Source organism: Synechococcus sp. OH30, assembly GCF_047462175.1.
Taxonomy (GTDB): domain Bacteria; phylum Cyanobacteriota; class Cyanobacteriia; order Thermostichales; family Thermostichaceae; genus Thermostichus.
Window position 1 is genome coordinate 152,097 of sequence record NZ_JANSIP010000002.1, and the last position, 25,027, is coordinate 177,123.

23 protein-coding genes are annotated in these 25,027 nt (G+C 59.2%); 7 read left to right on the forward strand and 16 right to left on the reverse strand.

All coding sequences use genetic code 11. The features are described from left to right. The first annotated feature begins 7 nt into the window (after nucleotides 1-7). Nucleotides 8-1,900 carry a molecular chaperone DnaK gene (dnaK, locus tag NW830_RS03575; RefSeq protein ID WP_414361113.1) on the forward strand — a complete coding sequence of 631 codons (1,893 nt, stop codon included), beginning with the start codon at nucleotides 8-10 and terminating at the stop codon, nucleotides 1,898-1,900. A gap of 151 nt (nucleotides 1,901-2,051) precedes the next feature. Next, the gene (locus NW830_RS03580; RefSeq protein WP_414361111.1) at nucleotides 2,052-2,996 is read left to right on the forward strand and encodes a DnaJ C-terminal domain-containing protein; all 945 of its coding nucleotides are present in this window, start codon (nucleotides 2,052-2,054) and stop codon (nucleotides 2,994-2,996) included. Here NW830_RS03580 and NW830_RS03585 read toward each other — a convergent pair. Further along, nucleotides 2,993-4,306 (reverse strand): (Fe-S)-binding protein, encoded by a 1,314-nt coding sequence (locus NW830_RS03585; RefSeq protein WP_414361109.1) that lies wholly within the window; start codon nucleotides 4,304-4,306, stop codon nucleotides 2,993-2,995. The two genes, NW830_RS03580 and NW830_RS03585, sit on opposite strands and share 4 nt — an antisense overlap. Before the next feature lie 286 nt (nucleotides 4,307-4,592). Between NW830_RS03585 and NW830_RS03590 the strand changes: the two genes are divergently transcribed. Further along, nucleotides 4,593-4,913, forward strand: coding sequence for a hypothetical protein (locus NW830_RS03590; protein ID WP_414361107.1), 321 nt, complete (start codon nucleotides 4,593-4,595; stop codon nucleotides 4,911-4,913). On the opposite strand, the gene NW830_RS03595 is transcribed toward NW830_RS03590, so the two are convergent. Beyond that, nucleotides 4,910-6,796 carry an AMP-dependent synthetase/ligase gene (locus NW830_RS03595; RefSeq protein ID WP_414361105.1) on the reverse strand — a complete coding sequence of 629 codons (1,887 nt, stop codon included), beginning with the start codon at nucleotides 6,794-6,796 and terminating at the stop codon, nucleotides 4,910-4,912. The two genes, NW830_RS03590 and NW830_RS03595, sit on opposite strands and share 4 nt — an antisense overlap. Nucleotides 6,797-7,049: 253 nt before the next feature. Here NW830_RS03595 and ald point away from each other — a divergent pair, with 253 nt between their 5' ends. Continuing rightward, entirely contained in the window at nucleotides 7,050-8,141 is a 1,092-nt protein-coding gene (gene ald, locus NW830_RS03600) for an alanine dehydrogenase (RefSeq protein WP_414361103.1), read from the forward strand. Between the two features lie 20 nt (nucleotides 8,142-8,161). Here the strand turns inward: ald and NW830_RS03605 are convergent, their stop codons facing one another. From NW830_RS03605 to NW830_RS03625, 5 genes are all read right to left on the reverse strand, one after another. Further along, nucleotides 8,162-8,794 carry a ribonuclease D gene (locus NW830_RS03605; RefSeq protein WP_414361101.1) on the reverse strand — a complete coding sequence of 211 codons (633 nt, stop codon included), beginning with the start codon at nucleotides 8,792-8,794 and terminating at the stop codon, nucleotides 8,162-8,164. Between the two features lie 68 nt (nucleotides 8,795-8,862). Further along, a complete protein-coding gene (gene rpsN, locus NW830_RS03610) occupies nucleotides 8,863-9,168 on the reverse strand; it encodes a 30S ribosomal protein S14 (RefSeq protein WP_414361099.1) in 306 nt (101 codons plus the stop codon). Nucleotides 9,169-9,418: 250 nt separating this feature from the next. After that, on the reverse strand, nucleotides 9,419-10,945 hold the full coding sequence (locus NW830_RS03615; RefSeq protein ID WP_414361097.1) for a DUF697 domain-containing protein: 1,527 nt from the start codon (nucleotides 10,943-10,945) through the stop codon (nucleotides 9,419-9,421). A 70-nt stretch (nucleotides 10,946-11,015) separates the two neighbouring features. Further along, nucleotides 11,016-12,113 carry a tRNA 2-thiouridine(34) synthase MnmA gene (gene mnmA, locus NW830_RS03620; RefSeq protein WP_414361095.1) on the reverse strand — a complete coding sequence of 366 codons (1,098 nt, stop codon included), beginning with the start codon at nucleotides 12,111-12,113 and terminating at the stop codon, nucleotides 11,016-11,018. Between the two features lie 467 nt (nucleotides 12,114-12,580). Further along, nucleotides 12,581-13,315: a HEAT repeat domain-containing protein gene (locus NW830_RS03625; RefSeq protein ID WP_414361093.1), complete on the reverse strand. Its 735-nt coding sequence runs from the start codon at nucleotides 13,313-13,315 to the stop codon at nucleotides 12,581-12,583. Nucleotides 13,316-13,434: 119 nt separating this feature from the next. Here NW830_RS03625 and NW830_RS03630 point away from each other — a divergent pair, with 119 nt between their 5' ends. Next, entirely contained in the window at nucleotides 13,435-14,280 is an 846-nt protein-coding gene (locus tag NW830_RS03630; RefSeq protein WP_414404562.1) for a hypothetical protein, read from the forward strand. A 22-nt stretch (nucleotides 14,281-14,302) separates the two neighbouring features. On the opposite strand, the gene NW830_RS03635 is transcribed toward NW830_RS03630, so the two are convergent. Further along, entirely contained in the window at nucleotides 14,303-14,908 is a 606-nt protein-coding gene (locus tag NW830_RS03635; protein WP_414361089.1) for a hypothetical protein, read from the reverse strand. Between the two features lie 204 nt (nucleotides 14,909-15,112). Between NW830_RS03635 and NW830_RS03640 the strand changes: the two genes are divergently transcribed. After that, the gene (locus NW830_RS03640; RefSeq protein WP_414361087.1) at nucleotides 15,113-16,021 is read left to right on the forward strand and encodes a hypothetical protein; all 909 of its coding nucleotides are present in this window, start codon (nucleotides 15,113-15,115) and stop codon (nucleotides 16,019-16,021) included. A gap of 29 nt (nucleotides 16,022-16,050) precedes the next feature. Here the strand turns inward: NW830_RS03640 and NW830_RS03645 are convergent, their stop codons facing one another. Further along, nucleotides 16,051-16,551 (reverse strand): hypothetical protein, encoded by a 501-nt coding sequence (locus tag NW830_RS03645; RefSeq protein WP_414361086.1) that lies wholly within the window; start codon nucleotides 16,549-16,551, stop codon nucleotides 16,051-16,053. A 119-nt stretch (nucleotides 16,552-16,670) separates the two neighbouring features. Further along, nucleotides 16,671-17,735 (reverse strand): selenide, water dikinase SelD, encoded by a 1,065-nt coding sequence (gene selD / locus NW830_RS03650; RefSeq protein WP_414361084.1) that lies wholly within the window; start codon nucleotides 17,733-17,735, stop codon nucleotides 16,671-16,673. A 113-nt stretch (nucleotides 17,736-17,848) separates the two neighbouring features. Here selD and NW830_RS03655 point away from each other — a divergent pair, with 113 nt between their 5' ends. Further along, complete coding sequence (locus NW830_RS03655) at nucleotides 17,849-21,340, forward strand: DNA polymerase III subunit alpha (protein ID WP_414361082.1); 3,492 nt, start codon at nucleotides 17,849-17,851, stop codon at nucleotides 21,338-21,340. Here the strand turns inward: NW830_RS03655 and NW830_RS03660 are convergent. From NW830_RS03660 to NW830_RS03685, 6 genes are all read right to left on the reverse strand, one after another. Continuing rightward, entirely contained in the window at nucleotides 21,332-21,601 is a 270-nt protein-coding gene (locus NW830_RS03660) for a glutaredoxin family protein (RefSeq protein ID WP_414361080.1), read from the reverse strand. The two genes, NW830_RS03655 and NW830_RS03660, sit on opposite strands and share 9 nt — an antisense overlap. A gap of 10 nt (nucleotides 21,602-21,611) precedes the next feature. Beyond that, a complete protein-coding gene (locus NW830_RS03665) occupies nucleotides 21,612-22,439 on the reverse strand; it encodes a carbon-nitrogen hydrolase family protein (protein WP_414361078.1) in 828 nt (275 codons plus the stop codon). Nucleotides 22,440-22,475: 36 nt separating this feature from the next. Continuing rightward, entirely contained in the window at nucleotides 22,476-22,697 is a 222-nt protein-coding gene (locus NW830_RS03670) for a DUF2839 domain-containing protein (protein WP_414361076.1), read from the reverse strand. A 138-nt stretch (nucleotides 22,698-22,835) separates the two neighbouring features. Beyond that, the gene (locus tag NW830_RS03675) at nucleotides 22,836-23,618 is read right to left on the reverse strand and encodes an ABC transporter permease (protein ID WP_414361074.1); all 783 of its coding nucleotides are present in this window, start codon (nucleotides 23,616-23,618) and stop codon (nucleotides 22,836-22,838) included. A 17-nt stretch (nucleotides 23,619-23,635) separates the two neighbouring features. Further along, the gene (locus tag NW830_RS03680) at nucleotides 23,636-24,379 is read right to left on the reverse strand and encodes a class I SAM-dependent methyltransferase (RefSeq protein ID WP_414361073.1); all 744 of its coding nucleotides are present in this window, start codon (nucleotides 24,377-24,379) and stop codon (nucleotides 23,636-23,638) included. 30 nt (nucleotides 24,380-24,409) lie between these two features. Then, nucleotides 24,410-24,892: an FHA domain-containing protein gene (locus tag NW830_RS03685; RefSeq protein WP_414361071.1), complete on the reverse strand. Its 483-nt coding sequence runs from the start codon at nucleotides 24,890-24,892 to the stop codon at nucleotides 24,410-24,412. Nucleotides 24,893-25,027: the final 135 nt, after the last annotated feature.

Consider the following 25,027-nt stretch of genomic DNA (forward strand, 5'->3'; position numbering starts at 1 on the left):
GGAGCCGATGGGAAAAGTTGTAGGAATTGACTTGGGCACAACCAACTCGGTTGTCGCCGTAATGGAAGGGGGTGTCCCCACGGTTATTCCCAATGCCGAGGGGAGCCGCACCACACCCTCGGTAGTCGCCTTTACCAAAGACGGGGAGCGCCTGGTGGGTCAGATGGCCCGTCGCCAGGCGGTGCTTAACCCCGAAAACACCTTTTACTCCGTCAAGCGGTTCATTGGGCGCAAGTACGATGAGGTGGGCGCCGAGGCCAAGAGAGTTCCCTACCAGGTACGGCGGGATGAGCGGGGCAACGTCAAGTTGTACTCACCCCGCATGAACAAAGAATTTGCCCCCGAGGAAATCTCGGCCATGGTGCTGCGCAAGCTGGTGGAAGATGCCAGCCGCTACCTAGGACAACCGGTCACCCAAGCCGTCATTACTGTCCCTGCCTACTTTAACGACTCGCAGCGGCAGGCCACCAAAGATGCAGGCCGCATTGCCGGCTTGGAGGTGCTGCGCATCATCAACGAGCCGACGGCGGCTTCCTTGGCCTACGGCTTGGATAAGCGCACCAACGAGACCATTCTTGTCTTTGACCTGGGCGGTGGTACCTTCGATGTCTCCATTCTCGAGGTGGGAGATGGGGTCTTTGAAGTGAAGGCCACCAGCGGCGACACGCAGTTGGGCGGCGACGACTTCGACAAGAAGATTGTCGACTGGATGGCTGAAGAGTTCAAGCGCATGGAAGGGATCGACCTGCGGCAAGACCGGCAGGCCCTACAGCGCTTAACAGAAGCGGCTGAGAAAGCCAAGATTGAGCTGTCCAGTGTTTCAGAGACCACCATCAACCTGCCCTTCATCACTGCCACTGCCGATGGCCCGAAGCACCTGGAGCTGAAGCTCTCCCGCGCCCACTTTGAGCACCTCTGCGCCGACCTGCTGGAGCGCTGCAAAGGACCAGTAGAGCAAGCTCTGCGGGATGCTAAGCTCACCAAGGCCGACATCAACGAAGTGGTGCTGGTGGGAGGATCCACCCGCATTCCGGCAGTGCAGCGCCTAGTGAGGGAACTGCTGGGCAAAGAGCCCAACCAAACTGTCAACCCCGACGAGGTGGTGGCGGTTGGCGCTGCCATTCAAGCCGCCGTGCTAGCAGGCGAGGTCAAAGACGTGCTGCTCCTGGATGTCACTCCCTTGTCGCTGGGGGTGGAAACCCTGGGCGGTATCGCCACCAAGATCATCCCGCGCAACACCACCATTCCCACCCGCAAGTCGGAGATCTTCTCCACAGCGGAAGACGGGCAGACCTCGGTGGAAATCCACGTGGTCCAAGGGGAGCGGGAGTTGGCCCGTGACAACAAATCTCTGGGCCGCTTTAGGCTGGAAGGGATCCCGCCGGCTCCTCGCGGTGTGCCGCAAATCGAGGTAACCTTTGATATCGACGCCAATGGCATCCTTAAGGTAACGGCCAAAGACAAGGGGAGCGGCAAGGAGCAGAGCATCTCCATTACCGGCGCCTCCACGCTCGATAGACAAGAGGTGGAGCGGATGATTGCCGAGGCGGAAAAATACGCCGCCGAAGACCGTGCCCGCCGCGAGAGAATCGAGCGTCGCAACAAGGCCGACTCACTGGCCTACCAGGCCGAGCGGCAGTTGAAGGAGCTGGGAGATAAGATCTCCTCTAGCAAGCGCAGCCAAATCGAGACCCTGGTGCGCGAGCTACGGGAGGCCATCCAGCGCGACGACGACAGTGCCATCCAGAGCAAGGAGCGGGAGCTGCAGGAGGCTCTCTACGCCATGAGCAGCGAGCTCTATCAGCAAGCTGGCGCTTCCGCTAGCTCCACTTCCAGCGCAGGGAAGGCCACTGGCGGCAGCGATGACGTCATTGACGCCGACTTCACGGAGGCCAAGTAACCGCTGGGGGATCCCTCCCGCCGGGAGGGATCCTGTTTCTGTTGCCAGCTTTAACACGGAGGAGGGAGGGGATGGGCGATGGTCTCTAGCCCGCCTCCTTTCTTCTTCGTGATGGGAAAAACCCCTTAGCCCTCTGCCTGCGGACGCCTCCATGCAAAACTTCAAGGACTACTACAAGATTTTGGGGGTCAGCAAGACGGCCACTGCTGAAGAGATCAAGCAGGCCTATCGTCGCTTGGCGCGGAAATACCACCCCGACGTCAACCCAAACGACAAAACTGCTGAGGAAAAGTTCAAAGACATCAACGAAGCCTACGAGGTTCTCTCGGATCCCAGCAAACGCAGGCAGTACGACCAATTCAGCCAGTACCACCAGCAGGGCGGCTTTCGCTACCGGCGAGAGACCTACAGCAGCCCCTTTGGCGAAAGTTCCTTCGGCAATGACTTTGGAGGGGCGGGAGGAGGCGTCGATTTCGACCAATTTGAAGACTTTCAAGATTTTATCGATCAACTGCTGGGGCGAGTGCGCAGCTCCGGCAAAGACCGCAGCAGTGCTTCTGCCAATGCCAACTACGATGCAGAGGCCACCCTCCAGCTCACCATTGCTGAAGCGTTTGAGGGGGGGAAGCGCCGCCTACGGGTGGGCGGGGATCGCGTGCTTGAGGTGAACATCCCACCAGGAATTACACCGGGGAAGCGGATTCGCCTGCGCGGCCAGGGCCACCCCAAACCCAACGGGGGTGCTGGCGATCTTTACCTCAAGATTGAGTTGAAGGAGCATCCCTTTTACCGCCTAGAGGGGTTCGACGTCTACTGCAACCTGCCGCTTAGTCCCAGCGAGGCGGTTTTAGGTGCCCAGGTGGAGGTGCCCACGCTGGATGGAGTGGTGAAGCTGCGCATTCCACCGGGAATGCAGCCAGGGCGGAAGTTGCGCCTGGCAGAGCGGGGCTTTCCCAAGGGCAATGGGGAGCGGGGCGATTTCTACGCGGTAGTGCAGATCTATTTGCCCACCCGTGTTTCGGAGGAGGAGCGGGAGCTCTACGAAAAGCTGCAGCGAATCCAGTCCTACGATCCCCGCGCCGCCCTCAAGCTCTAGCTAGACAATTGGAGAGCCCAATCCAAAAGCTCCATCGGGTGATAAATCGGGATCCCAGCCTTGCCTTGCAGGCGCAGGTGCTTCTGAATTTGCAGGCGGCAGCCGATATTGGCAGAGACGATCCCCTGGGCGCCGGTGTTGAGCAGGTTGACCACCTTCTGGGATCCCAGTTCGTCTGCTATCTGGGGCTGCAGCAGGTTGTAGACACCGGAGCTGCCACAGCAGAGGGCGGCATCGACAGGATCCCGCAGTTCCAGCCCCGGAATTTGCCGCAGCAGTTGCCGCGGCTCCTGGCTGAGCCGTTGCCCGTGTAGCATGTGGCAGGCATCCTGATAGACCAGCACCAAGGGATGCGGCTGCAGCGGCTGCAGCGGGGCGGTTAGCCCCACCTGCGCCAGAAACTCCTGGATATCCTTGACTTTGGCCGCAAACTGGGCCGCTTTCTCTTGGTAGTCGGGATCCCTGGCCAAAAGGTGGCCGTACTCCTTGAGGGTGTGGCCGCAGCCGGAGGCGGTCACCAAGATGGCATCCAGTTCGTAGCCGGCAAAAGCATCCACCATCCGGCGGGCCAGGGCTTCTGCCTGCTGCAGTTGCCCTTGGTGGTGGGGCAAGGCCGCACAACAGCCCTGAGCCGGCGGGATCACCACCTCACAGCCGTTGTGGGTCAACACGCGAATGCTGGCCTCGTTCACTTGGGGGGTAAACAGGCGCTGCACGCAGCCGAGGATCAGCCCCACGCGAAAGCGGCGCTTGCCCACCGCCGGGATCCGCTCCGGGTAGCGCTTGGGCAGCAGTTGCTCCACCTCCAGAGGGGGCAAGAGGGCTTCCATAGCCGCCAGGCGCGGGGAGACTTTTTCCAACCCTTTCCGGATCCAGGCGCCGATCCCCATCTTCTGATAGAGCCAGAGGGGCCAAAGCAGAGGCCGCAGCCGCTCTGGGTATGGGAAGAGAAAGAAGATGAACTGGCGGTACAGGCGATCCCACAGGTTGCGGCGGTAGTTGCGCTCGATCTGGGGGCGAGTGGCGGCAATCAGCCGGTCGTAGCGCACCCCCGAGGGGCAGGCGGTAACACAGGCCAAGCAGCCCAAGCAGGTATCGAAATGGGAAACCACTGCTGCCGAGAGAGAGATTTGGCCCTGATTGAGGGCGTCCATCTGGTAGATGCGCCCTCGCGGCGAGTCCGTCTCCTTGCCAAGGACCCGGTAGCTGGGGCAGGTGGTCAGGCAAAAGCCGCAGTGCACACAGGCATCAATTAGCTTGGGATCCGGCGGATCCAGGCTGTCAAAACTTGGCCCTTTGGATAAGCTCATTGGCTTTGATCTATCGCGCTCTCACATCCACCCCCCAGGAAGGGGAGGGGCACCTCAGGAATCCCTTCTCCTGCTGCACCCAGCCAGTTGTTGAGACCAGCGGCCCCCAGCAGGGATCGGGTTGTCGTCTTCTTGGAGAAAGGCCAGCACTGGCCGCAAAGACTCGACCGGATCTTCGCTAGTGCCGCTCCCCGGTGCTTTGCATCTTAACCTCAGAACAGCCTCCAAGCGCCCTGTTGGCCCGTATTACCCTGGAAAAGAGACACTTGCCGACCCCTCCAAAACCATGAACTGGCGATCCCTCCTCACTCCTAGTTTTTGGGCAACAGCTCTTTCCGCTCTCTGCCTGCCCAGTGCTGCTTTTGCCCAGGCCAACCTGCGGGAGCTGCCCCCCGATCTGGCCGAACAGCTCACCACGGAGCAGATCTTGCAGGCCTGCGCCGCCAACCAAGCAGACACCCTGCCCAGTCCCTTCCCGGACGTGGCGCCGACCGACTGGGCCTACAAGGCAGTGCTTACCCTCTACTACTGCGGTGCCTACCGGGGGGCCATTCCTCCCGAGAGCTTCCGGCGCTACCTGGAGCAACAATGGGGATCCCAAACTTAGCTCCCCGTCGGATACATCTCCTGGATGAGGTGAGCATAGCGCTCGGCCACCGGGTTGCGCTTAATTTTCAGTGTCTGGGTCAGGAGGCCATTTTCCACGCTCAGGGGCTCTGGCAAAAAGCGGAAGTCAGCAATTTGCTCGTGCGCTTGGTAGCCGGGACGCTCCTGGATGCGGGTTCGCACCTCCCGCAAAATCAACGCCCGCACCTGCGGATGGGCCAGCAGCTCGGCCTCAGCAGTTGGGATCCCTTGCTCGGCGGCCCAAGCCTTGAGGGCGTCCAGGTTGGGATAGATGAGGGCGGCCAGTTTCTTTTGGTCTTGGCCGACAACTACAATCTGACTGATGTAGGGGGATTGCAGGCAGGCATCCTCTAAGGGCTGCGGCTCGACGTTCTCTCCGTTAAGCAGCACAATCACCTCCTTGGCCCTGCCGGTGATTACCAGTTGCCCGTCGGGGGTAAGCCAGCCCAGATCCCCTGTTTCAAACCAGCCGTCGGGGCTGAGCACCTGGGCGGTGGCTTCTGGATTGTTGTAGTAGCCCATCATCACCTGTGGCCCCCGCGCCAGGATCAACCCTTTTTCTCCTGGCGGCAGCGGCTGCCGGGTTTCCGGATCCACAATGCGAAACTCCGTGCCTGGCAAGGGGGGCCCAGCCGTGCCGCGCACATTGTTGTCGGGACGGCGCGCGCACAGCACTGGCGAGGTTTCGGTAAGGCCGTAGCCGTTGAGGATGGAAATGCCCACCACCTCGTAAAACAGATCCAGATAGGCGGGCAGGGATCCGCCGCCACTGATGGCCTGTTGAAAATTGGGGCCCAAAGCCTGCCGCACCTTGCGGTAGATGAGCGCATCGGCCAAGCGGTGGACTGGCCAGAGCAGCCCCTGTTGTAGGCGGGCCCGCAGGCGCACCCAAGGGCTGACATCGTAATGCAAAATTGACTGGTTGCGGGCTATTCGCCCGGCAAGCACGTAGCTTTCGCTGGCTGCCATCAAGGTGCGGATCAGCCGCTGCATCAAAGGGCTTTTTTCCCTCAATTGCCGCTGGATCCCTTCGTAAATGGTCTCCCAGATGCGGGGCACCGCCACCAGATAGTGGGGCTGCTCCTGTTGCAAATCCTGCTTGATAGAGCGAGGGTTGGTATAGATCAGCGTACAGGCCTGGCTGAGGAGAAAATACTCGCAGGTCCGCTCGTAGGAGTGCCAGGTGGGCAGAATGGTCAGCACCTTCTCCCCCGGGCGGGGCTGCACCACCACATGCAGATTTTCCACCTGGTGCATGAGGTTGCCGTGGCTGAGCATTACCCCCTTGGGGCGACCAGAGGTGCCAGAGGTGTAGATGATGGTGGCCAACTGGGAGCGCTCCAACTGCGGCCGCTCGTAGCGGTGTTCTTGCCCTTTTTGCAGCCACTGAGAGAAGTTCAATACTCCTGCCTCTTCTTCATCAGAAAGCAGCAGCAGCCGCTTCAGGCCCAGCTCCTGCACAACCGGCTGCACCCGCCTTAGGGTCTTCACATCCTGAGCAATCAAAGCCGTGCTGCCGGAGTGGCGCAAGATGTAACCCAGCTCAGCTGGATCCGCCACGGCGCTGCGGGGCACATTGACCGCTCCCGTAAACAGCGTGGCCAGATCCGCCATTAGCCAGCGGGGGGAATTCTCAGCAAAAATGGCCACCCGATCCCCGGAGCGAATGCCCAAAGCCTGCAAACCGGCAGCCAAGGTCTGAATGCGACGAAACAGCTGCCCGTAAGAAATCTCAAAGACTGGCTGGGCATGGGGATCCCTGAGGGCAATCTGGTCAGCAAACTTTTCAGCCAGAACCTGCCAGACGTCGAGTAGGGTTGTCCTTGGAACAGTAGGCGTAGCAGCAGCGGAGACAGGGGTCATAGATTCTGTGCCGTAAACCACGCTTACACTCTAGTAGCTTCCTCCCTACGCTGAAAGCGCAGGCTTTTTCTCTGAGTTGCCCTAGATTGGGGCTTGAGAGAGACCCCCCTGCGCGTAGAGGGATTTTCAAGGGGCACTGGCGAGGGAGTATGGCTGACCCCGCTAGTTACAATTCTTGCTTTCCTAGCCAGAGCGGGGATCCCTTTGCAGGGAGAGTCTGTCTAGACTGGAAGGCAGTCCTGCAGGGATCCCTATGCGCATTGGCGTGCCCAGGGAGATTAAAGAGCAAGAATTCCGCGTCGGCTTGACACCGGCGGCGGTGCGGGTTCTAACTGAGCAGGGGCACCAAGTGTGGGTAGAAACTCAAGCGGGCCGGGGGGCCGGCTTTACTGACGAGGACTATGAGAAGGCGGGGGCCAGACTGGCCGCCACTCCTGAGGAGATCTACCAGCAGCAGTTGGTGGTGAAGGTGAAGGAGCCCCTACCTGCTGAGTACCCGCTGCTCCATCCGGATCTCATCCTGTTTACCTACTTGCACTTGGCGGCCAGCCGCGAGCTAACCCAAGTCCTGTTGCGTTCGGGGGCCACCTGCCTGGCCTACGAGACAGTGGAGCTGGCCGATGGTTCCCTGCCCCTCCTGATGCCCATGAGCATGATTGCGGGGCGGCTCTCAGTGCAATTTGGGGCCCACTACCTCACCCGCCAACAGGGGGGGCGGGGCGTATTGCTGGGCGGGATCCCGGGCGTGCCACCAGGGCGAGTGGTAATTTTGGGTGGAGGAACTGTGGGCACCGAGGCGGCCAAGGTAGCTGTGGGCCTAGGAGCGCGGGTCCAGATTCTGGACATTAACCTGCAGCGACTCAATGAGCTGGAGCTCATTTTTGGATCGCGAGTAGAGTTGCTCTACAGCACCCCCCAAAGCATCGAGGAGTGCGTTCGCGAAGCTGATCTCGTGGTGGGAGCGGTGTTAGTGCCAGGCAGGCGGGCGCCGATTTTGGTGAGGGAGGAGCTGGTGGCCCAGATGCGGCCCCGATCCCTGATTGTGGACGTAGCAGTGGACCAAGGAGGGTGCATTGCCACCACCAAGGTCACCACCCATGCCCAGCCGGTTTACGAAGCCTACGGCGTGTTGCACTACGGCGTTCCCAACATGCCGGGCGCTGTCCCCTGGACCTCAACCCAGGCTTTGGTCAACGCCACGCTCCCCTACATCCTCAAGTTGGCCAACCTTGGCTTGAGCGCTGCCCTGGAGCAGGATCCAGCGTTGGCCAAAGGACTCAACATCCGCTCTGGCAAGCTCATCCACCCAGCCCTGCGGGCTACTTTCCCCGACCTGGCCAACTAATTCAGTTGCGGGGGCTGCAGCTACTGGTGCTCGAAGACGTTGCTATACCCCAGCAAGTCCAGTTCGACCAGGGTGGGAAGGTGGTGGAAGCAACGCTGCGCCAGCTCCCAGCGCTCCTCCCGCTGCAGCATCTGGGCCAACTTGTGGCGCACCGGGATCAAGTAGCGGACATCGTTGGCTGCATATTCCAACTGCTCCGCTGAGAGGGCGTGGACAGCTCCCCAGTCGGAGCTCTGGGCTGCCTTGTTCAACTCAACCCCACACAGCTCGCTCACCACATCTTTGAGGCTGTGCTTGCTGGTGTAGGTGCGGGCCAGTTTGCTGGCAATCTTGGTGCAGAAGACCGGCCACACCTGGATCCCCAGGTGGTAGCGCAGCATGGCCAGGTCAAAACGGGCATAGTGGAAAATCTTCTCAATCCCGGGATCCGTCAGCAGCTTGGCCAAGCGGGGGGCCTGCTTGACGCCACGGTTGAGCCGCAGCAGCACCACTTCACCGGCCGCGTTGGCCATTTGCACCACACAGAGCCGATCCCGCTGCGGGACTAGGCCCATTGTCTCTGTGTCCACTGCCAGGTAGGCTTCTCCGGCCAGGTCTTTGACCAGGTCGGGGGTGAGATCGTCGTCGCAAATCTGGAAGGGCTTTAGGGCCACGAGGAGCTCCCCAAGGGGGCGAAGAAAGCGCTTGCTTTTTCAGACCAGTTACAAGCGGCTGCCGGCGGCTACCAGCTGGCTTTGACCACGCCTGGCAGGAGGCCGCGGTGAGCCATCTCCCGCAAGCTATGGCGGCAGAGGCCAAAGTCGCGGAAGTAGCCCCGAGGACGGCCGGTTTTCCAGCAGCGGTTGCGCAGGCGAGTGGGTGAGCTGGAGCGCGGCAGCTTTTGCAGTTGAGCATGCAGCTCCATGCGGGTGGCCTGGTCGAGGTTGGGATCAGCCAGCGCTGCTTTCAACTGCTGACGCTTTTCGCGATATTTTTCAACCAAGCGCTGGCGCTTTTTCTCCCGCTCGATCATGCTCTTTTTAGCCACGGCTCACCTCAGCTACTTCCCCAATTTTTCAGCTTTACTAGGATAACGAGAAGCAACACCCTACAGCAAGGGGTCGGGAGCCATCTAACTTCCCCCTTCCCAGGGCAAGTTGGTGCAGGGCTAAGCTTGGCTGTGCCACCTTTCCCCGGGTCAGCGCGAAGCCACTTGCGGGGTGCTCCCCAACTTGCTGCTGCCCACTGGCGGTTCCCACTACTTGGGGCAGAGGGAGCTAGCTTATTGCCGGCAGGGATTAGCGAGAGCGGAAAACCCGTTCCCAGGCCTGGCGGACAAACTCCCTGAGCCAGCCGGATTTCTGGGCGCTCTCCACCTGGGCCCTGACCACCGCCTGCATGCCTCCTTCTCCCCAGCTTTGGTTGCGCTGGAAGTACTCAATGAAGCTTTTGCCGGCAATGCGGGTGAGGTAGCCAGCACTGGCCGCCTGGATGGGTGCCGTCAGCCAAAAGCCAACGACGCTAACCTCAGCCACTGTAGCTAGGATCCCGGTGGTGAGCTGGATCGCCCCTTCCACTAGGCCCAAGCCGGCCAGGGTCTTAGCCAGGGACAAGGCCAGCTCCCGCCCCTCCTGGAGGTTCATCTTGCAGCCGTAGAGGGATCCCAGCTCCACCACCATTTGGGCGTTGATGGCGGCAATGGCCAGCAGATCCAGCGCTGGGATTGGGTTGGCAAAGACCACCCCCGTTACAATCCACTGGAAGCGATCGACCACTTCCTCGGCCTGGCGGCGCAACTGCGCCTGGAGAATGCGCTTGGCCTCCTCGCCCAATTGCTGGGATTGCAGGAGGGCATTGTCCAAGGCCAGGGATCTCCCCTCAGCATAGAGCACCGCCTGGACGCGATCCCGCACCGCTGCTACCTCGGGCTGCGGCTGCCAGATTTGGGATCCCAGGCGCACGGGGGCCGGATTGGCAGCAGCTGGCAGCACATCTTCCGGTTGGATAAGGGGGTAAACCCGCTCCCGCAGCCGTTGGAGCAGAAGCTGCTGTTCCTCAGGGGTGTAGCGGTCAATCTTGTTAAGCACCAGTAGGGCCCGTTTGCCCAGGGCCAGAAGGCGGCGCAGGGGCTCCGCCTCCGACTGGCGCAGATCCCCATCCACAACCACCAACAGCAGCTCAGCAGCCCGGGCCTGAGCCTGGGCCTCCTCTTCCCGCATTACTCCTGTTGGCCCAATTTCCAGAATGCCTGGACAGTCCACGAGCTGTACTGGGTGGAGGATCCCGGGCAAGTTCCAGTTGTAGACGGTCACCGCTTGCGTGGTGCCTAGGGTAGCCCCTACTGCTCCTACCTGCTGCCCCAGCAGAGCGTTCACCAGGGAGGTTTTGCCCGCTGAGCCAGTGCCAAACACTACCACCTTCAGTTGGGGCTGGGCTAACTGCTGGGCTAAACGGGCCGACCGTTCTGCCAGCGCTGCTCGGGCCACCTGATCCTGAATCTGGGCTACTTGAGCTTCCAGCTGGGCTAGGTTGCGCCGGGCCGCCTCCCACTTTTCGGCTGGAGTTGCCGGTGGGGCTGGCTTAGGGAGGCCCGGAGGTGGGGGGGAGGAAGCTCGGCCGAAGAGGAACAAGTAGTAGACTGAAGCTGCCAGAAACACCAGCAGCAGCAGTGTCAGCACCCCAACCAACAGACCTCCTAAAAGGGGGTGGTAGCGGGTGGCGTAGTAGAGATCGAGAAACGACTGAATTAGCCAAACAATCAGGCCTGTAAACAGGGCCAGCAGCGCCAACAACAGCAGCAAGCGCAGGTAGAGAGCCAAACGCATGGGCCTCCCTAGCCACAACCGACCGACTCTAGCCGCGGCTGCCCCTCTCTCTGCTCCGGCAAACTCTCAGCTAGGAAGAAGGGCGCTCCAGAATGCCACCTCCCAGCAGGAGATCCCCCTGGTACCAAACAGCGGCCTGGCCGGGAGTGACGCCAAACTGCGGCTCGGCAAATTGCAACTTTACGCGCTCCGACGATTCTGGGATCAAAGTAGCCCGCACAGCAGGGGTACGGTAGCGCACCTGCACTTCTACCTCCAAGGGTTCTGTGGGCGCTGGGATTGACACCCAGTTGACCTGCTGCACCCAGGCTTCTCCTTGGGTGGCCTCCTCCCGTTCTCCCACCACCACGCGATTCCTCTCTGCATCAAGGCGCACCACGTAGAGCGGACGAGGAGCAGCAATGCCCAGCCCCTTGCGCTGGCCAATGGTGTAGTGGTGAATGCCCTGGTGGTATCCCAAAACTCGCCCCTGGGTATCGACAATTTCCCCCGGCCTCTCCCCCAGGTGCTGCTCCAAAAAGTTGCGCATCGAGCCATAGGTCTCGATTAGGCACAGATCCTGGCTTTCAGGCTTATTCGCTGTAACCAAACCATAGCGCGCAGCAATCTGGCGGGTCTGGGCCTTGGTGTACTCGCCCAAGGGGAAGAGGCTATGGGCCAGGTGCTCTTGGCTGAGATCGTAGAGAAAATAAGACTGATCCTTTTGGCGATCCACCGCCCGCAGCAGTTGGTAGCGTCCCAGCTCAGCGTTGAAACGTACCCGCGCGTAGTGGCCAGTGGCAATCTGGGAGATGCCCAACTTCTCCTGCGCATAGGTCAGCAAGGGACCAAACTTGACCAGCTTGTTGCAGCGAGAGCAGGGCAGCGGTGTGATCCCAGCCGCATAGCCAGCCAGCAGGTAATCAACAATGTTGGTTTGGAAGAGTTCACGGCTATCCACAATGTGGTGCGGGATCCCCAGTTGCTCACAAATGGCAGCAGCATCCACCAGGCCCTCGCTGCAGCACTGGCCCTTCCCCCGCATTAGCCAGAGAGTTACCCCCTCGACGGCATAGCCCTGTTCATGAAGAATAGCTGCCACGGTGGAGCTGTCCACTCCCCCGGAAAGGGCTGCCACAATGCGGGGCCGCGAGCGAGAGCCAGTTCCTTCTGAAGCACCAGTTACCATGAGACAGCAGATCCCCTGCCAAAAACGCTACCTGGAAGTCCCGAAGTTCCCGAAACTCTCAGAGCCTCTTGATCCTCACCGAGAAACGCCGCACAGTAACCCTTCCCTCCTGCTTTGCAGGAGCAAGCAACTGGGGAGGAAGCACGGCTCTCGAGTAAAGAACGACCCTACTACCACTATGCAACAACCCCTGGCCTAGTCTGCAAGTTAACCCTCCGGGAGGAGGTTGCTCTAAGAGCCACCCTAACCTTCAAGGAGCTGCAACCGCAAAGACCTAGCAAGGATCTGTCAAAGCCACCCGCCTGCGCGGATTTTCTCCTGCTGCTTGGGCTGGCAGCAGCCGCCTGCCAAAATGGAGCGGTGTTCTACTCCTTGCGGCGGCTGTAAATTCGCCCCGTCCTCCCTCGCCCGGTCTACGGGTGATGGAGAGAGGCCGTTGGCTTGTCAACTGCAGGGCTACCTTCACGCTAACTTGTCTCCGCCTGAGGCGGTGGTGGAGTTTCCGAGAACCCCCTTTGCTGCAGACGCCGCAAGGAATCTAAAGCTGCTGCCGCCACACTATCGTGGGGATCTCTCGCCAGATAGTGGAGAGCGGAAACGCTCTTGGGCGAGGGCAGATTCCCCAGGGCCTGGGCCAGCCGCTGCCGCACCAGCCAATCCTCCGATTGGACAAAGGGCAGGAGGTGATCCAAAGCCCGCAGATCCCCTAGTTCTCCCAGAGCAGCAATGGCTGCCTGCTGCAGCAACACCTCCGGCCCCTCCAGGGCCTGCAGCAAGACGTCGTAGGCCCGTGGATCCTTCAAGTTGCCCAAAGCCACGGCAGCACTGAAGCGCACCAGCCATTCCACATCTTCGTAGAAGGCGTGCACCAGCGCCTCAAAGGCCCGCGGGTCTTCTAGGTAGCCCAAAGCGCCTGCTGCATTGGCGCGAATGCTGTAGTCGGGGTCTTGGGTGAGGATCTCCACCAACTTGGGCAAACAGGCGTCAGTTTGCTTGACCCCTAGCGCAAAAACGGCGAAAGAGCGCACTTGTAAGTTTTCATCATCAATGACCTGCAAAATCAGGGGCACTGCCTGCTCTGCTGGCACGTCCCGCAGCTGGGCCAAGGCCAGCATCCGATCCGCTGCCCGTGGGCTGCGCAGCCGCTCGGCAATTTCCTGCAAGCGGGTAGGGTTGGTGGGATCCAAAGTGGGAAGGGTCATGCTGTTAATAAATGTTACGGATTCTCACTTAATTATGGCAAACTTTGCTGCCTTGAAGGCAAGTTGAGTTGGCCCTATGGCGAGGATTTTGGATACTTTAGACGTGAGGCTCTCCCCCAATGGTTTTTATGGCTCGTCAACTGGCTTTGCTTGGAATCCTTCTGGGGTCGACGGTGGGCCTGTTGTGCCTATCCCCTTGCTTGTCTCCCGCTTTGGCCAACGCCCCCTCGGCGGTGCCGGACGCAGAGCTGGCCCTGCAGCCACTTTTGCCGCCGGGATCCCGCCTCCTCCGCTCCCGTCGGCTAAGTAACACAGAAGCAGAAGTCTGGGTGGAGTTTCGCGGCGGCAGCAGCCCTGTGATCATGCGGCTAAATGCTGCCGGCCGCTGGGAGCAGGATCTAAACGCCACCTTGGCCCGTGGAGCCAGCCAGCTACAGGCTCTTGCCCGGCAACAGGCAGCAGGTCTGCCTGCAGGTTTTGGCCAAACCGCCCCTGACCAACCTCCGCCGGCCTCCCTCCCACCTGCCTCCAGTCTGATCCGACCGGCGGACCGGGAGCAGGAAACGCAGCGGGCTTTGAGCGGAGCGGGACGGGCGGATCCCTTTGTGCCCCAGAACGTGCGGGCTCCTGAGCCGCTCCCAGATCTGCCGCCCCTTCCAGAACTGCCTCCCCCTCCACCCGAAGGTGAAGTACCTACAGCAGGGGCCACGCCGCCTCCCACCCCAGATCCGGCTGCTTTTGCCCGCAGCGTGCAGGTTTCTGGGTTTATCCAAATTGGCGGCGAGTCCTTTGCTCTCATTTCTGCCCCTGCCACCATTCCTGCAGTTGTGCAGACTGGGCAAGACTACCAAACTGCCCAAGTGGCCAGGGTATCGGTGCCAGAGCGGCAGGTGGTGCTCCTAGAAGGGGGAGAGACGGTGGTCAAGACAATGCAGGATACAACATTGATTGTGGGAGCGCCCTAGCTTGCGCCTAAAGAGAGGCAGGCTAGAAGCGGGGCTCACTACTAAGGCGGGAGGGCTGCTGTTTGAGATAGCGCAAGAACTCCCGCAGCTCAGCCTCAGTCAGCTGGTGGCGAGATTTTTTCTGGAAGCGACGTTCCAAAAACTCTTGGCCCTCTTTGCGACCCCAGCCAATGCGCTGCATCTCCACGTCTGTTTGCGCGATGAGATCCGACAGATCGTCGCTTTGCGTCTCCGCTTCCTTGAGGTTGGACAGCTCTGCAAGCGACTGGGATCGGGCTGAGATCCCTGCTGCTTCAGGGGTTGAAGGGGTAGGGGAAGGGGGGGCTTGTCCATTGCCCAGGTTAGGGGCTGGCCAACTGGGAGTGGGCAGATAGGGGGTCCTCGACGTGGCGGCGTCCAGCCCCAAACTCAGGGAGGAGGTAGGGCGACCAAATCCTGCATGCTGAAGAGCACGTTTTAAGGCAGCATCTTCCGCTTCTTCAATAGTGTTCGAGCCGGCCATGCCACTGCCCAAAACGGTGTTGTTCACCACCACCTGGGCTTTGACGATGTAGATCCCTTCCTCCACGCGCAACAGATCAGTGAGCAAGCTGCCCATGGGGTACCGCTCTCGAAAGTCTTGAATCATCCTGCCGCCGGCATCTGTTGCTGCTGAAGCCTTGACTACAGGCTAGCTTGAAAGTACGCCTTACATCCAGATCTCCTTGCCCCAACATTCCAGCCAGTCAATATTGGCTATTGGCTAAAAGTGTTTGCCAACAAGAGACCTCTTTCCTAGCAGTCAACGTTATGCTAAGGCCAAGGAATCGGCACACAGGGAGGCGCAACAGGTATGGCTAGCGATACAACTGGGGCCAGGTCAGCCAGCTTGGGGCAGGCAGCCATTCGAGAGCGCAACTATGGCACTGCTTTGCAGTTGTTGCGGCGAGCATATCGCGCCGATCCTAGCCCTGAAAACGCCCGTTGGTTGGCCACTGCCTACGAGGAAGCAGGCTACCTTCAACTAGCCGCTCTCTATCGAGAACTGGCCCAAGAGCGCAAGGAGACCCCCAAAGCAATTCCCTTTCAGGCCTCCACCCCTGGGGAGCTGAAGCAGCTACCCCCCCAACCCCCAACTCATAAGACCGTTCCCTTGCCGCAGCCGGTCCCGCCTTCCAGCCCCTCCCCCTCTTCTCGGGATCAGCCAATTGGGGTCTCCAAACCCCTTGCTCCCAAAAGCCTTAGCCGTCAGGTACCCCTGCAACCGCTAGCACCAGAGGCTGCCTCTTCTGGGGAACACTCCGCCCAAAAGGCCAACTATCTGCCGGTTCAACACGCCCCAGATTTGCAAAACCCGCAGCAGGGATCCCCCTTCCTGCGGCGTTTGCACCAACTGCATCGGCAGTTCAAGGATCAGCCCACTGCAGAGCTGGCTCTACAGCTGGCGGAAGCCTACGACGAGCAAAAGAACTTCAAAGAGGCCCAGCGCTACTACCGAGAAGTGTTGGATCTAGATCACTCTTGGCTATTGCGGCCAATGGTGCTGGAGCGCCTAGAAGAGCTGCAGCGACTGCAGGGGGGATCCCTGGGCGATCCTTCAGCCCAGAGCTTGCTCAAGCTGGCCGAGAAGCTGGAACAGGAGGGGGAAACGGCTCGAGCTGAGCAGGTTTACCGGCAAATTCTAAAAATGAATACCACCCTGGATATCCACGCCAAGGCTCGCAAAGGATTAAACCGGCTCTACCCCAACGGAAAACCCTGAGGCCAGACCAGCACCCCTAGGAAGCTAACTTAGCCGGTCAAAGAATAGCTGGGGCTAGCGAGGGGTGTTAGTTTCCTGCGGGCTGCAGCAATGGTCTGGGGCAGCACCCCCACCAGCCGCGCCAAAACCTCATCCGGCAACTGGCTGACCAGCTCCGCCGAGAAAAATTCTTCTAAGCTAAAGAGCAAGATCCGCGCCCGCCGGGCCGGCAGAGGATTGTCGGTAATCTGCTGTAGCCACCGCATCCAGTGCAGCCGCTTGGCATAGGCGTTTTGCCGCTCTTGATAGCCTTGGGGATGCAACAGAGCCACCTCCCCAATTGGGATCACGCTGCTCGACTCCACATCCAAGGGCCCTCCCACTGCAGCCCCTGGCCCGGCAAACTCAGCATGGAACGTCTTGCAGATGATCAAGGCATTGGGCCGCTGGGGGTCTACCATCAGCAGTTGGCCGCTGCTGAGGCTGCGAATTAGCTGCCCTGGCTCAACCCAGGGAACCAGGCTGTGGCTGTTGGGAGAGGGCTCGTTCATACCTCTTTAAGATATCTCAGCTCCTCTTCTCCTTACATGAGATCTTCAACTTTCGCAGCTCTGCTTGACCAAATCTTCATAGATTGGGGGGAGAGGGCCAAACGTGGCCTTCCCCCAAGCTACTGGCGGGGGGTTTGGATCTCGCCGACAACCCGAATGGCGATCCCTTCGCCGGCCTGGCAGTGGCCAATGCGGCGGGCATGGGAGTAGCCGGCGCTGTGGAGCTCTTGCAAAAGCTCTGCCGTGAAGGCGGGATCCACCGCCACCAGTAAGCCCCCGCTGGTTTGCGGATCCGCCAAGAGCAACTGCTGCCACTCCAGCAGAGAGTCGGCCTCTACGCCTTCATAGCTTTGCCAATTGCGACGGGCTGCGCCTGGGAAGATCCCCGCCTCCGCCAAGGAGAGGGCCTCGGGCAAAAAGGGAATAGCAGCCAGATCCAACTCAGCGCTTACCCCTGAGCCACGACAGACCTCCAGCAAGTGCCCCAAAAGACCAAACCCCGTGACATCGGTTAGGGCGTGGACCTGGGGTCGCCGCGCCAGTTGTGGGCCGATGCAGTTAAGTTGGGTCATCACCTGCAAAACTTCTGCATAGCCCGCTGCGCTGAGCTGGCCCTTTTTCAGGGCGGTGGTCATCACCCCGATCCCCAGCGGCTTAGTTAGGATGAGGTCGTCGCCAGGCTGGGCAGTAGCGTTGCGGCGGATGTGCTGCGGGTGGGCCAGCCCTGCCACCACCAGACCGAAGATGGGCTCGGGTGAATCGATGGAGTGCCCCCCCGCCAAAGGGATCCCGGCTTCCTGGCAGACCTGGATTCCCCCGGCCATGATCTCCCGAATGGCTGCCAGGGGCAGGGTGTTGACCGGCATGCCCAAAATGGCGAGGGCGAGAATGGGCCTACCCCCCATTGCGTAAACGTCAGAGAGGGCGTTGGCTGCAGCAATGCGGCCAAAATCCACCGGATTGTCGACGATGGGCATGAAAAAGTCGGTGGTTAGGATTAGGGCCTGCTCGTCGTTGAGTTGGTAGACGGCGGCATCGTCGCTCGTTTCAGCCCCCACTAGCAAGGCTGGATCCGACCAGAGGAGGGGCAGCTCCTTGAGAATCTGCTGCAGCAGAGCTGGGGCAATCTTACAGCCGCAGCCGCCACCATGGGAGTACTGGGTAAGGCGAAGGGGAGTCTCCATTCAAGCAAAGGGAGAAAACGTCGGACTGACTTTACTGTAGCGGCAGCTAGCAGCAACTGGAAAAAGGGGCGCTGGGTTAAGGTTGAAGGGATCCCTCTACCCATAGCGTTGCCATGTCTTTTGTCCCCTTGCACTTGCACAGCGAGTACAGCCTTCTGGACGGGGCTAGCCAACTGCCGCGTTTGGTTGAGCAGGTGGTGGCGATGGGTTTGCCAGGACTGGCCCTAACCGATCACGGCGTCATGTACGGGGCCATTGAGCTGGTGAAACTGTGTAAAAGCAAAGGGATCAAGCCAATCATTGGCAACGAGATGTATGTGATCAACGGCGATATTCGAGACAAAAGCCGCAAGTATCCCAAGTATCACCAAGTAGTCCTAGCCAAGAACACCCAGGGCTACAAAAACTTGGTGAAGCTAACCACCATTTCCCATCTCCACGGCGTTCAAGGCAAGGGGATCTTTGCGCGCCCCTGCATCAACAAAGAGTATTTGGCCCAATACAAGGAGGGGTTGATCGTGACCAGCGGCTGTCTAGCTGGGGAAGTGCCCCAGGCCATTTTGCAGGGGCGGCCAGAAATTGCTCGCCAAGTGGCTGCTTGGTATCAGGAACAGTTTGGAGATGATTACTACATTGAGATCCAGGATCACGGCTACCGGGAAGACCGCTTTGTCAACGTGCAATTGGTGCGCATTGCTCGCGAACTAGGGATCCCGATCATCCTCACCAACGATACTCATTTTATTTCTTGCTGGGATGTGGAGGCCCACGATGCTCTGCTCTGCATCCAAACAGGCAAATCTCTCAGCGAAAAAAATCGCCTTCGCTACACCGGGACGGAATACCTGAAAAGTCCAGAAGAAATGCGCCGCCTCTGCCGCGATCACCTCGAGCAGGAGGTCATCGACGAGGCAATTGCCAATACGCTCAAAGTGCTGGAAAAGATCGAGGATTATGACCTGTTTGGGGAAATACGCATGCCCGACTACCCGGTTCCTCCGGGTTATTCTGCCGATAGCTACCTTGCTGAGTTGGCCTGGCAAGGCTTGGCAAAGCGCTGCGGTGTCGCCCATCCGGATCAGATTCCCCAAAACTATCAGGAGCGCCTGCGCTTTGAGCTGAATATCATCCAGCAAAAAGGGTTTTCCAGCTATTTCTTGGTAGTCTGGGACTATGTTCGCTATGCCCGTGAACACGGGATCCCAGTGGGCCCAGGCCGCGGTTCAGCAGCCGGATCCCTGGTGGCCTATGCCCTACAGATTACCAATATTGACCCCGTCAAATACGGGTTGCTCTTCGAGCGTTTTCTCAACCCAGAACGGCAATCAATGCCGGATATCGATACCGACTTTTGTATCGAGCGGCGAGGGGAGCTGATCGAATACGTAACCCGCAAGTATGGTCAAGAGCGAGTAGCTCAGATCATCACCTTTAACCGCATGACTTCCAAAGCTATTCTCAAGGATGTTGCCCGAGTGCTGGACATTCCCTATGCCGAAGCTGACAAAATGGCAAAGTTGATCCCGGTGTCCCGGGGCAAGCCAGCAAAATTAGAGGAGATGATCAGCGAGAATACTCCTGCCCCAGAGTTCAAGGAAAAATACGAGAAAGACCCAACTACTCGCCGCTGGATTGATCTAGCTCGATTGCTGGAGGGCACCAACAAAACCTTTGGAGTTCATGCTGCCGGTGTAGTTATTTCTAAGGATCCCTTGGATGAAATTGTGCCTTTGCAGTACAACAACGAAGGCCAAATCATTACCCAGTACTCGATGGAAGACATTGAGTCTCTGGGTCTGTTGAAGATGGACTTTTTGGGGCTGCGCAACCTTACCTTGATCCAACGAACTGTGGAGCTAATTCGAGAACACAGAGGTGTTGCCATCGATCTGGACAACCTGCCCCTGGATGATCCAAAAACTTACCAACTCTTGGAAAAAGGGGAGGTGGAAGGGATCTTCCAGCTGGAATCTTCCGGTATGAAGCAGGTGGTGCGAGAGCTCAAGCCCTCTAATCTGGAGGATATTTCCTCGGTCCTGGCTCTTTACCGACCGGGGCCATTGGATACGGGCATGATCCCAGACTTTATCGATCGCAAACATGGCCGCAAGCCGGTAACCTACGTCCACGATCTCCTCAAGCCAATCCTTCAAGATACCTATGGCGCCATTCTCTACCAAGAGCAGATCATGCGCATTGCCCAGGACATGGCCGGCTATACCCTGGGCCAGGCCGACCTACTGCGGCGGGCGATGGGGAAAAAGAAGGTCTCCGAGATGGAGAAACACCGCGAGCAGTTTGTCCAAGGGGCAGTCGCGCGAGGTGTAGCTAAAGAAGTAGCCACGGAGCTATTTGACCAAATGGTTGCTTTCGCCGAGTATTGCTTCAACAAATCTCACTCTACGGCCTATGGATTGATTACCTTCCAGACTGCTTACCTGAAAGCCAACTACCCAACAGAATACATGGCGGCACTGCTTTCTTCTGTAAGTGGGGATCAGGATAAAGTCCAGCGCTACATTACCTACTGTCTATCCATTGGAATCCAAATCGAGCCGCCTGACATCAACCGCTCCGGCCTGGACTTTACTCCTCAGGGATCCAGCATTTTGTTTGGTCTGGGGGCAGTAAAGAATGTAGGGGAGGGAGCCGTTCAAAACATTCTGGCTACTCGCCAAGCTGGTGGTCCTTTCACCTCTTTGGCCGACTTTTGCCAGCGGGTCGATCTGCGCATCGTTAACCGCCGGGCTATTGAGTCACTCATTTGTGCAGGCGCTTTCGATTGTATTTCCCGCAACCGCAAACAGTTAATGGCGGATCTGGATCCCGTCCTCAGTTGGGCAGCAGAGCGGGCTAAGTTTAACGCCATTGGCCAGGCCAGCCTATTTGATTTATTAGGAGGCGAAAGCAGCAATGGCCAGGGATTTGTTGAGGTACCGCGCGGGCCGGCTACTGAAGATTTTCCACCGCAAGAAAAGCTGAGGCTAGAGCGAGAGCTGTTGGGCTTTTACGTTTCAGACCACCCCCTGCGGCGGATTCAAGAGCAAGTACGGCTACTAGCTCTCGCTAGCCTTGCTGATTTGAAGGCCTATCCACCTGATGCCTCAGTTGGCATTCTAGCTCTGGTGACCGCCATCAAAACCGCAACCACCAAGAAAGGGGAGCGCATGGCGATTTTGCAACTGGAAGATCTGACGAGCACTTGCGAAGCGGTAATCTTCCCCAAGACTTACAAGCGTTTGCGCGGTTGCCTAGAGGTGGATCAACGGCTATTGGTGTGGGCCAAGCTGGATCAGCGGGATGAGCAGTTGCAGCTGATTGTTGAAGACTTACAGCCAATTGAATCGGTGAGTTGGGTTACGGTGGAACTTCCTCTGGAGGCTGCCGGAACTGTAGAGGAGCGACACCGTCTGCAGGCGGTTCTTACCCGTCAACGCTCGGAAGCCAAGGAAGAAAATCGCGTTCCCGTCGTGGCAGCTATCGTTGCCCATCCCCATACCCTTTGGGTAAGACTGGGATCCCAATTTTGGGTTAAAGATGCCGAGGCCACCGTGGCAGCTTTGTGCCAAGCCGGCTACACCGCCCGCAGGGAAGCGCTAAGGTAGACAACCCAACTGGCGTCCCAGCCAAGTGCGCAACTGCGCCACCGTCAGCCGCGGCGAGGGACGTGGCAAAGGCCGTTCGGGATCCCCGGCCAAACTGAGCACGGGAACCTCCAGCTGGTAGCGCTCCCACCAGGCGGGGTTGGCAGTAATATCGCGGATTTCCAGCTCGCCGATCTCAGGGATCTGCTGCAACTTCTTGGCTAAGTCCTCGCAGAGGTGGCAGCCGGGCTTGCTGTAGAGGACTAGGGGCGGCCAAGGCATAGGAGAATCTCTAGCGAGGGACAGCGCAGGCCAGACGACGATGTTGCAGTGAAGGCATCTGGCGCCGGATAAGCTGCAGCCGCTCCGGATCAATCTCGGCAATGGCCACTCCTGGTTTTTCGCCGCCGGCATCCGCCAGGATCGTCCCCCAGGGATCCACAATCATGGCGTGGCCATGACATTGCCGCCGCTCGTAGTGGGTGCCCACCTGGGCGGGCGCAATCACGTAGCAGGTGTTTTCAATGGCCCGACACTGCAGCAAAACCTGCCAGTGGTCCCGGCCTGTGTAGGCGGTAAAGGCGGCAGGGATCAGCAACACCTCCGCCCCTTGATCCACCAAAGAGCGGTACAGCTCAGGAAAGCGCACGTCGTAACAGACCGATAAACCCAGAGTGCCTAGCCGCTCCTCCTGGCAGACCACCACCTCCTTGCCGCTCACCACCGTGTTGGACTCGCGGTAGGTGTTGCCGTCGGGCAGGTTGACGTCAAAAAGGTGGATCTTGCGGTAGCGGGCCAGCTCCTTGCCCTCGGGGCTGTAGAGGGCGGCGGTGTTGTACACCTTGCCCTGTCCATCGGGCACCGGGTATCCCCCCCCCAGCACGAATACCTGGTAGCGCTGGGCCATCTTGGCCAAAAACTCCTCGGCCCGCTGCGCGATCTCCGGGGCAAGGCGGGCTTTTTCTGCCTCCGGCCCCATGAAGGCAAAGTTTTCCGGCAGGGTCACCAGCTCACACCCCCGGCGCGCTGCAAAGTCAATCCACTCCTCTGCCTGTTGCAAGTTGCTGGCTAGATCCGGGGTGCTGGTCATCTGAATGGCGGCTGCCAAGTAGGATTGCATAGGAAAACTCCAAGGAGACTCAAGAGATCCAGCCGTCTAGCCCGCCAGGTGCCACCAGCCCAGAGCAGGCCCCACAAATCGCACCACCACCCAGACAATGGCCAGGAGAATAATGCCGGCCCAAGCGCCCCGAGTTGTCCAATTGTAGATTGTGCGGGCCTGGGCTTTGGTGAGAGGAATATCTTTGAGCTGGGGAAACAGCAGCTCTTGGTCGGGATCGGGGTTGTTCCGGGTTTTGCGGCGCTTTGCTTCGCCCATAGGCTGGCCTCCAATGGCTTTGGCCCAGTCGTGACTTTCATCTTAATTCCTCTGGGCCTCTCCTAGCTGGTGGGGTTGCAACTGCTGGGTCGGCTGAAGTTTAGGGGTACTTTGTCGGCCTTGGTGGAATGGGGGAGCCTAACTAGAAGCGCTGGTGTAAAAGCGCAGGGCAAAGCGCCAGAACAGATGGGATCCCCACAGCAGCCCCACCGCCAGCAGGGCGGATCCCACAAGCCACGGCCATTGGGCTCGCCCCAACAAGGTTTCCGCCGGTACTGTGGTCAAGAAAGCCACCGGCACAACGAAGGTAAAAAACAGCCGATAGGCCACCGGATAGGCCACCAGGGGGAAGCGCCCCGCCTCCACCAAGCCCCGCAGCACCTCGGTAACGTTGTAGATCTTGACAAACCAGATGCTGGTGGCCCCCAGCATAAACCAGAGGCTGTAGAGGATGACCAATCCCAGCAGAAGGGGCACTAGACCCAGAACATAGGCCCAGGCCGGCAGCTGCAACTGGATCCCGGCGGAGAGAATCAGCACCAGGCCAAAGCCGATATCCACCAGGCCCCAGGGAGAGAACACGCGGGTTGACAGCCAAAACTGGCTACTAATGGGCTTGAGCAAGACAAAATCCAGGGTGCCCTCCTGCACCTGCTGCACAATGCGGTTTAAGTTGACGCTAAAGAGGCTGGCCGACACGCCCTGCAAGATAGTGAACATGCCCAAGACGATGAGCGCCTCCGGCCAGCTCCAGCCCCCTAGGCGGTGCCCCCGCTGATAGAACAGTGAAAGCCCAAACAGAGCCGATCCCAGACCGCCTAAGCTACTGAGGCTGGCAAAGAAGAAGTTGGCGCGGTACTCCATTTCTGCTGCTACAGAAGTGCTCCAAAACAGCCACAGCACCCGCAAGTAGCGCAGCATTCGTTCTCTCTCCAATCTCAGCTTTTATTCCACTTACGGTAGCAGCGGGCGGTGATGAGATAGGGATGAAACACTTCTAGGAAATGGCTCTGCAGCACCTGAAAGAACTGCTCGACTTTTTGCGGGTCGTCTAGGTGGAAGGGAAATTCGCCATTAAACCCCTTGAAAAAGTACCAGTTGATCAACAACTTGCCTTCCGGCTTAAGCCAGGCGTAAAACTGACGCAACTGCGCTGCCGGATCCGGCAAATGTTCCACCACATCGAAGCAGATGACGGTGTCAAAGAGGATCCCTTGTGGGAAGGTTTCCGGGCAGTGGATCCGTTCGCTTAGACCTAGCTTTTCCGCCCGCAGTTGTACAAACTGCCGATGGATGGGGTTGATATCCCAAAAAATCACCTGCTCCACCGCCGGGCAGAGAGCTGCCCCAAGGGTGTGGGTGCCGATGCCGCCGCCAAAATCCAGCACTAGCCCGCGAGCCTGATCCGCCACCAGGCGCAGAGTATTGCCGATGTAGTCGGTGCTGCTCAGGTGCCAAGCGGCCAAGTCCAGCAAATAGGCGGATCCCACCCGATCCCGGTAAAAGGCGTCTGCCTGATCCCACTCGAAGTCACGCCGGCCCAGTTCCGCCAACTGTTGCTGCCCCGCCCGCAGCTTCTCCCGCAGCTCGCCAGGCTCAAGGCCGAGGAAGGATCCCAGATGGGCTTCCAGGTCAAAGGCATCTTGCCAGTAGTTGCTTAGCTTAGGAGGAATAGAAGGCACGGGAACCCAAAGCTTGTTAGGCTGCTGGCCTCAGGATACCGCAAGGCAGGGGATGGCGGTGAAGTCCTCCTTCTCGCTAACTTTCTCAGTGTCTTGCTGGGATCCCGGCTCAGGAGCATTGGGCAGCGTTTTCAAAAGAGCAGCCAAGGTCTGGGGACTGAAGTGGTCGGTGCTCCTGACAATGGCTGTTACCCTCGGCCCAAACCCGATCTTGTCAAAAAGCTGCAGCCGATGGGAGGCAACCCGTTTCCCATTGACGAACAAACCGTTGGTGCTCTGACGGGATCCGGGGCTGCCATCAAAGATGACGTAGCTGTACCCCGCTTGGTTTTCCTCAGGAACGCGGATGATGAGAGCGTGCCGGCGGGAGACAAAAGGGTCATAGAGACGGATGTGGTTGTTGGCTGCTCGCCCTACTGAGTAGTAAATCTTGTCCAACACAACGCCGCGCTGACCCCTTTGATCCTCAAGGATCAGGATGAGGCGAGGAGGGCCAGACTGGGAAGCATCCATGCTCATCTGAAACAGGGCCTAGCGCGGCCCGAAAAGGCAGGGAGGATGGTTGTCTCTCCTTGTCTTTGCTACAGTATACCCTGCCCCTTTGAAAGGGGTGGACAGCGCTTGCCAGATCCCGGCAGCGAAGCTCTT